A 4,246-nucleotide genomic window follows, 5' to 3' on the forward strand; every position below is an offset into this window, starting at 1 on the left:
CCACCGCCCACCGCCGCGCCGCGCCGCCCCCGCCCTGGCGCCGTCAGGCGTCCCGCGTAGACTCGGCACATGGATTCGCTGCTTGCGCTCGAGCTCTTCTACGTGGGCCTCCTGGGCCTGGCGTCGCTCGCGATCGCGTTCATCTCGGTCGTCGTCGTCGTCAAGCTGTTCAAGGGCCAGCGGTGATCGAACTCCCCGAGGGCCTCGCCCCCGAGCTCGTCCCGCTGTCCTGGCTCGTCGGCGTCTGGGAGGGCACCGGCGTGGTCGAGTACCCCGTCGGTGACGAGGACGAACCGCGCAAGTACGAGTTCGGGCAGCGCATCAGCTTCAGCCACGACGGCCTGCCCTACCTGAACTACTCCTCGACCAGCTGGCTCCTCGACGACGAGCACACGCCGCTGGCCGCCGAGATGGGCTACTGGCGCATCGACCGACCCAGCGAACCGGGCGACCGCGGCCCGGCGATGCTGCTCGGCGACGGCCCGACCCCGTTCACCACGGTCGAGAGCGTCGAGGCGCTGCGGAACACGACCGACGGATTCGACGTCGAGGCCGCGATCATCCACCCCACCGGCGTGAACGAGCTCTACGTGGGCCGCGTCAAGAAGGGTCGCATCGACCTCGCGACCGACGCCGTGATGCGCTCGCCGAACGCCAAGGACTACTCCGCCGCGACGCGCCTGTACGGCCTCGTCGAGGGCAAGCTCTTCTGGGCCTGGGACATCGCGGCGCTCGGGCAGCAGCTCACCTCGCACGCCTCGGGGCAGCTCGCGAAGGTCGACTGATGCGCGTCTTCGCCGACCGCCCCGGCTTCGTCGGCACGGACGCCGGCCCGGCAGCGCACTTCGGCAACCCCGTGGGCGAGCAGCGCGCACTGGCCGCCGGTCGTGCGGTCGTCGAACTCGGCCTCGGCGTCGTCACGGTCACCGGCCCGGACCGCCTGTCCTGGCTCAACTCGATCTCCTCGCAGCTCCTGACCGGGCTCACGCCCGGCACGTCGACCGAGACGCTCGTGCTCGACGCCTCCGGCCGCGTCGAGCACGCCGCGCGGGTCGTCGACGACGGTGCGACCACCTGGCTCCTCACCGAGGCGGACGACGCCGCACCGCTCGCCGCGTGGCTGACGTCGATGCGCTTCATGCTCCGCGTCGAGGTCGCGGACCGCTCGGGCGACTTCGTCACCCTCGGCGGCTTCGGCACGGCGGTCCCCGCCGACGCGGTCGTCGAGTGGGTCGACCCGTGGTCGTCCGTCGCGCCCGGCGGGTGGGGCTACGCCGCCCTGGAGGCCCACCCCGCCTCCGACTGGACCCTCCGTGTCGCCGTGGTCACCCCGGACGCCGCTGCCGAGGTGGCCGCGTCCGACGTGCCCGTCGCGGGGCTCCTCGCGCTCGAGGCCCTGCGGATCGCGGCCTGGCGTCCCGCCCTGTCCGACGTCGACGAGCGGACGATCCCGCACGAGCTCGACTGGCTCCGCTCGGCCGTGCACCTGTCGAAGGGCTGCTACCGGGGCCAGGAGACCGTCGCGAAGGTGCACAACCTCGGTCGTCCGCCGCGGCGCCTCGTGATGCTGCACCTCGACGGGTCGGACGGGGTGCTGCCGGTCCCCGGGACGCCCGTGCTCGACGCTGACAAGGAGGTCGGTCGCCTCAGCGCCGCCGCCCTGCACCACGAGCTCGGACCGGTCGGACTCGCGGTCGTCAAGCGCTCGCTCGACCCGACCGCGACGCTGCGGCTCGTCGTGGACGACGTGGTCGTGACCGCGGCGCAGGAGACCATCGTGCCGACCGACGCGGGCGCCACCGCCGACGTCCCGCGGCTGCCCCGGCTCGGAGCCGTCCGCCGCTCGTGAACCCGGCCGGCCGGTGGACCGGGCCCGCCGGTGAACCGGGCCCGCCGGTGAACCGGGCCCGCCGGGTCAGGCCGGAGCGACCGCCGACCACGGGACGCTGAGCTCCCCGAGCCGCCAGCGGGACACCCCGTGCAGCACCGGCCAGCCGCGGTCGCGCATCCCGTGCACGGTCGCGATCCACCGCTGCCGCGGGCCGTACGTGCCGAGCGGTGCCGCCACCGCCCAGGCCAGGTCGAGGTCCCGGAGGAACGCGTGCACCCGCTCCCCGGGCACGTTCCGGTGGATGAGTGCCTTGGGCAGCCGTTCGGCCACGACCGAGGGGACGTCGAGTCCGGCGAGCCGGAGCGACACCGTGAAGGTGCGCGGCGCGTGCTCGTCGAGCGTCACCCAGGACGCCACCCGGCCGACCTCGTTGCAGGTGCCCTCGACGAGCGCCCCGCCCGGCTGCAGGCGGTCCTGCATGATCCGCCACGAGTCGACCACGGCGGACTCGTCGTACTGCCGCAGCACGTTGAACGCCCGGATCACGGCGGGACGGCGGTTCCCCGGGGTGGGTGTCTCGAAGCCCCCGAGCCGGAAGGTGACACCGTCGCGGGTGCCGGCGTTCGCCAGGGCCACCCGGGCCGGTTCGATCTCGATCCCGGTGACCTCGACGTCGGGACGGACGCGGGCCAGCCGGTCCCGCAGCTCGAGCGTCGTGGTCGGCCGGGCGCCGTACCCGACGTCGGCCACGAGCGGGTCGTCGGTGCGGCGGAGGGCCGGCAGCGACGCGATCCACCGGTCGACCCGGCGGAGTCGGTTGACCCCCGTGGTCCCGCGCGTGACGTTCCCGATGGGCATGGGACCAGGCTACGGGGCCGACCTCGCTCGGTAGACTCGGCGCATGACCTCCACGCTCGTCCTGCTCCGTCACGGCAACAGTGACTGGAACCAGAAGAACCTGTTCACCGGTTGGGTCGACGTCCGGCTCAGCGAGCTGGGCGAGAAGGAGGCGAAGCGCGCCGGCGAGCTCATCGCCGGGTCGGGCATCGTGCCGGACGTCCTGTACACGTCGCTCCTCACCCGTGCGATCCAGACCGCCGACATCGCCCTGCTCGAGGCCGACCTCGCATGGCTGCCGGTCAAGCGCGACTGGCGCCTCAACGAGCGCCACTACGGCGACCTCCAGGGCAAGGACAAGGCGCAGACGCTCGAGCAGTACGGCGAGCAGCAGTTCATGGAGTGGCGTCGCTCGTTCGACGTCCCGCCGCCCCCCATCGCCGACGACGCCGAGTTCTCGCAGGCCGGCGACCGCCGCTACGCCGACCTCGGCGACCAGCTGCCCCGGACCGAGTCGCTCAAGCTCGTGATCGACCGGCTGCTGCCCTACTGGGAGTCCGACATCACGAAGGACCTCGGCGCGGGCAAGACGGTCCTCGTCACGGCGCACGGCAACTCGCTGCGCGCGCTCGTGAAGCACCTCGACGGCATCTCCGACGACGACATCGCGGCCCTGAACATCCCGACGGGCATCCCGCTCGTGTACGAGCTCGACGACGACTTCCGTCCGACGAAGCCCTCGTACTACCTCGACCCCGAGGCCGCTGCCGCCGGTGCCGCCGCGGTCGCCGCGCAGGGCGCCAAGAAGTAGCAGTTCCCTCCACGCCGAAGCGACAGTCCGCCGCGGAACATCCGCGTCGGACTGTCGCTTCCGCGTTGCAGGCAGGCTGCAAGGCGTCGAGTCCGCGCGTTGCAGCGGACCAGCCGGAGCGGCCAGCCGGAGCAGACCGGAGCGGAAGGGCCGGAGCGCCTCAGACGAAGTGCGAGGCGATCTCCTGCACGAGGGCGCCGACGTCGTACGGCCGCGCCGTGTCCACCCGGACGACGGGCACGCCGGGCAGCGCGACCGGGCCCGCGTCGCCGTGCTCGTCCCAGAAGGCCAGCAGGTCGGCGAGGTCGCCGTGCACCTCGTGGCGCACCGGCACGGTGCCCGGGTCGTAGCGGTCCCGCAGCCGTTCCTCGGCGGTCGCGCGGTCGACGTCGCACCACACCTCGACGGCGCGGGGCGACCCGGCGGACGTGAGCCCCGCCTCCAGTCGGTCCCGGTCACGTGACGGGAGCCAGACGGCGTCGAGGACGACCCCGTTCTCGACCGCCCGCGCCATCGACCACATCGTGTCCATCGCGATGCCGCCGAGCGGACGCGAGGCGATCATCGGACCGACGAGGTCGGCGAGGGGTTCCTTGATGCGGTCCTTCGACAGGAAGGGGCACCCGAGCACCTCGGCGAGGGCGGCCCCCACCGTGGTCTTGCCGGAGCCGGGCATCCCGTTGACGACGATGCGACCACCTGGCTCCTCACCGAGGCGGACGACGCCGCACCGCTCGCCGCGTGGCTGACGTCGATGCGCTTCATGC

The 4,246-nt window shown here is 73.1% G+C and carries 5 protein-coding genes; 3 read left to right on the forward strand and 2 right to left on the reverse strand.

The annotated features are described in order from the left end of the window. The first annotated feature begins 182 nt into the window (after positions 1 to 182). Positions 183 to 785, forward strand: coding sequence for an FABP family protein (locus BEP24_RS15925; RefSeq protein ID WP_065965104.1), 603 nt, complete (start codon positions 183 to 185; stop codon positions 783 to 785). Further along, a complete protein-coding gene (locus BEP24_RS15930) occupies positions 785 to 1,849 on the forward strand; it encodes a folate-binding protein YgfZ (RefSeq protein ID WP_065965106.1) in 1,065 nt (354 codons plus the stop codon). Before BEP24_RS15925 ends, BEP24_RS15930 begins: the two co-directional genes overlap by 1 nt. A 66-nt stretch (positions 1,850 to 1,915) precedes the next feature. Here BEP24_RS15930 and BEP24_RS15935 read toward each other — a convergent pair whose 3' ends face one another. After that, positions 1,916 to 2,689 carry a methylase gene (locus BEP24_RS15935; protein WP_065965108.1) on the reverse strand — a complete coding sequence of 258 codons (774 nt, stop codon included), beginning with the start codon at positions 2,687 to 2,689 and terminating at the stop codon, positions 1,916 to 1,918. Between the two features lie 43 nt (positions 2,690 to 2,732). Between BEP24_RS15935 and BEP24_RS15940 the strand changes: the two genes are divergently transcribed. Then, the gene (locus tag BEP24_RS15940; protein WP_065965110.1) at positions 2,733 to 3,479 is read left to right on the forward strand and encodes a phosphoglyceromutase; all 747 of its coding nucleotides are present in this window, start codon (positions 2,733 to 2,735) and stop codon (positions 3,477 to 3,479) included. Between the two features lie 160 nt (positions 3,480 to 3,639). On the opposite strand, the gene BEP24_RS15945 is transcribed toward BEP24_RS15940, so the two are convergent. After that, on the reverse strand, positions 3,640 to 4,246 hold a 607-nt coding region (locus BEP24_RS15945), incomplete at its 5' end, for an ATP-binding protein (RefSeq protein ID WP_141693500.1).

It is taken from the genome of Curtobacterium sp. UCD-KPL2560, assembly GCF_001705035.1.
GTDB lineage: Bacteria > Actinomycetota > Actinomycetes > Actinomycetales > Microbacteriaceae > Curtobacterium.